Raw genomic sequence first — 3,332 nt, forward strand, 5'->3', positions numbered from 1 at the left:
CTGTTGTAAACTGATTCATAGGGAAGACCTCTTTTCTAGGATTGGTTGTGGTGACTTAATTCTACCAAGAGAAGGTCTTCCTTTTTACATGGAAATTTTCATTTACACAAAATATTTTATACTCTCAAATAGGTATCACTATTCCTATTTTTTATTTGAACAATTATTACTCAGTAGCTATTTGTCTAATTGAAAAATAACACTTTTCAATTCTGCTATTTCCATTGTTTTCTTCGTTTCGTTCATGTTAGAACGCACATAATCAAGGAGTACTTGCGCTTTCCCTGTTTCAAGTTGTATGCCTTCTTGTTCTAAAAAATAGTAGATTGCTTTTAAACCTGAATGCTTTCCTAAAACGAAATGGTGATTCTGGCCAACTTCCATTGGATCAAAGGTTTGATAGGTTTTACTATATTTTAATAAACCATCTACGTGTATACCAGATTCATGGGTAAACACCTTCGATCCTACAATAGGCTTCGCTTCGGGAATTTGTCTACCTGAGGATTGAAATACCATGTCGCTAAGTGAATGAAAATAGGTAGTATCTACATTTATCTTGCCGTTATATAAGTGCTTCCATGCCATAGCTACTTCTTCAAAAGCTGCATTACCTGCCCTTTCTCCGATTCCACCAACTGTGGTACTGGCCCATTTTGCTCCTGCCTGGATAGCAGCTAGTGTATTAGCTGTTGCTAAGCCAAAATCATTATGACAATGTATTTCCAGTTCAATATCTTCTGGGCAATTCCTTACTAATTCCTTTATATTCCTTTCAGCTGTATAAGGATATAATGCGGAAACTGTATCAGCATAACGAAATCGCTTCACTCCATTTTGATATAATAAATGAATTAACTCCATCAAAAAAGAAAGAGACGATCTCGAAGCATCTTCAAATCCAACAGATACATGTAGATTAAAAGATTGTGCATAAGCCACTACTCGCTGAATCTGGAGAGCTATTTCCTCCTTATTTCTCTTTAATTTATGCTTCATCATGATTTCTGAAGTTGGTATCGAGATATGAACCCAATTTACTCCCGTTTGTATAGATGCATCTATATCTGCCTTAACTGCTCGATTCCATGTGATTAATTGGATTGGAAGCTGCATTTCTACTAAAGAGTGAATAACTTTTTGTTCTTCTACTCCCATTGCAGGAATTCCAACTTCCGCTTGTTCTATACCTGCATCTGCTAAAAGTGTTGCAATCATTTGTTTTTCATAGGCTGTAAAAACAACTCCAGCTGTTTGTTCACCGTCTCTTAGAGTAGTATCACAAAATTGAATATTCACTATTACACCCCTTCTCCCTTTCCTTTAATTAAAAACAAACAGTGGAACAAGTTGAACAGTCAGAGGTTGTTTTCATGATAAATATCCCCTCTTTACCTTCTTGAATCGTAAAATAAACGACTGTATCCTCTAATAGCTGATGTGACTGTTTATCTATAAAAATATTTAATCCTTCCTGTTTTATTGTTTCATCAGTAGGCATTACTTGATGTTCCCAGTATAGCTCATATGTGAAGCCCTCTATATCATCAGGTTGAGCAATAATTCGAATGCCATTTTCTTTTCTTTTTTGTTTTTCTACTATTTCTATTAATTTGTTGGTTGCCTCCTCTGTCCAATACATCACTTTTTCTCCTCCCTTTGTCTAATTTGATCAAAAGCAAAAAAAGCTCCATTCTTTTTATAAAACTCTGGGAAAAATTTTTGTCTTATTGGGGTAGGTTTAACACAATCTCGGTATGCTCTAAATAATAAAGCTCTTTGAATATTCCATACTTCTTTTTCACTTTCATTACTTTCAAAGTAACCACTTTCTTTTAGATATTTTTGAAATTGCTTTAATATATGAACACGGGATACATTTAATATTTCTGGATGATATGGCACCTTAAAGAACTCAAAAAAATCTTCCGCATCATATAAATCTTGTAAGTTTTTATCGAACATCATTCATCCCTCTTTCCAACACAATGTGTGCATAATGGATTTCTTTTTAAAGAAAAAGTGGAAGACTGAAATTGTAAAGAATCAAAACGGTATAATTTATTGAAGTAAGGTTCACCGATACCTGTTATCACTTTTACTACTTCCATCGCGGCTAAACAACCTGCTATACCTGATGTTGCTCCAAGTACTGGGAATCCAAGCGGCTCCCATTTCGGGTCCTGCTGGGGAAATACGCATGCAAGACATGCCGTTTCTTTTGGTTTAATGGTTGTTAAGGATATCTCAAATCCTGACATAGCTGCTTCAACCATTATTTTTCCAGTATCTACACAAAGGCGATTTAATTCGTATCTTTCTGGAAAATCATAACGAGCATCTACTACAACATCAGCCCTTTTTACTAATGGATAAACCCTTTCATAACTAATTTTTTCCGGATAAGCTTCCACTATCACTTCTGGGTTTATCCGTTTAATGCTGTTAAGAGCACTTGGTATTCTTTGTTTTCCTACTTTATTGCTCTCCATTAAAATTTGGCGATTTAAATCTGGCAAAGCAATATTCCCTTCATGAAAAATGATTAATTTTCCGACTCCTGCTGCCGCAAGATAAATGGCTGTTGTTCCGCCCAATCCACCAATCCCAGCTATAAATACAGTTGCATCTTTTAACTTTTGTTGCCCCTCTAAGCCTACCAACTTTAACTGACGGCTATAACGACTAGAAAAATCAATCGGTTTATCTTGATTTTGTTCAAAACTCATACCTATCTCCTTTTCTTAATCCCTATAATTTACTCTCCTTTTCACTATTTAACGCTTTTGCTAACCACAATGGTGGCTTGCTTTGTAACAACAACAGCAATCGATCCAACTGCTCTTGTATTAACGTTCCTTCCTTAACTTTAATGGGCATAATCTTATTTCTAGTTACCCGAGCGGCTGCAGCTGGTCCTATTTGTGTAATAAAAAGTAATTTACAATCTACTATTCTATTTATTCGATAGTCAATTCGATTATTTTCACTTATCTCGCTAGCACATGAAACAACTCTAGTTTGAACCTTTTCATATTTCTCCTTTGAAATATCATAAATATCAAAAGACTCTGTATAGCCAAAATGTGTGTCAACATGTTTTCCATCATCTGTAGCAAAGGCGATTTTCATATGTAACCCCCCACTTTCTTTTACGTATTGTCAAAACTTTATATAGAAATAGGCTATTATATCCTATAATAGCGGGCTTTTTGAGCAAAAAAATTGCCACCCCCTGAATTCTAAGGATAATTGAGGTTACCACACACCCAACAACCTAGAATAGGAAGTGACAAATTGTACCCTCAAATTATAACCTATTTACTTACTTT

At 35.1% G+C, this 3,332-nt stretch carries 5 protein-coding genes; all 5 read right to left on the reverse strand.

Going from position 1 to position 3,332, the window contains the following annotated elements:
- Window positions 1-177: 177 nt before the first annotated feature.
- The 5 genes from nifV to QQZ16_RS01625 are packed head-to-tail and all read right to left on the reverse strand — an operon-like array spanning window position 178 to window position 3,132.
- Entirely contained in the window at window positions 178-1,299 is a 1,122-nt protein-coding gene (gene nifV / locus QQZ16_RS01605; RefSeq protein ID WP_251628767.1) for a homocitrate synthase, read from the reverse strand.
- 28 nt (window positions 1,300-1,327) lie between these two features.
- Window positions 1,328-1,642, reverse strand: a complete 315-nt coding sequence (locus QQZ16_RS01610; RefSeq protein ID WP_031538356.1) for a HesB/IscA family protein — start codon at window positions 1,640-1,642, stop codon at window positions 1,328-1,330.
- Window positions 1,642-1,965: a nitrogenase-stabilizing/protective protein NifW gene (locus QQZ16_RS01615; protein ID WP_284561002.1), complete on the reverse strand. Its 324-nt coding sequence runs from the start codon at window positions 1,963-1,965 to the stop codon at window positions 1,642-1,644. Before QQZ16_RS01615 ends, QQZ16_RS01610 begins: the two co-directional genes overlap by 1 nt.
- Window positions 1,965-2,729, reverse strand: coding sequence for a HesA/MoeB/ThiF family protein (locus QQZ16_RS01620; protein WP_235249583.1), 765 nt, complete (start codon window positions 2,727-2,729; stop codon window positions 1,965-1,967). The genes QQZ16_RS01615 and QQZ16_RS01620 overlap by 1 nt, the downstream gene beginning before the upstream one ends.
- A gap of 22 nt (window positions 2,730-2,751) precedes the next feature.
- The gene (locus QQZ16_RS01625) at window positions 2,752-3,132 is read right to left on the reverse strand and encodes a NifB/NifX family molybdenum-iron cluster-binding protein (protein WP_031538359.1); all 381 of its coding nucleotides are present in this window, start codon (window positions 3,130-3,132) and stop codon (window positions 2,752-2,754) included.
- Between the last annotated feature and the right edge of the window lie 200 nt (window positions 3,133-3,332).

The organism is Bacillus sp. T2.9-1, assembly GCF_950097965.1.
In the GTDB taxonomy this organism is placed as follows: Bacteria; Bacillota; Bacilli; order Bacillales; family Cytobacillaceae; genus Niallia; species Niallia hominis.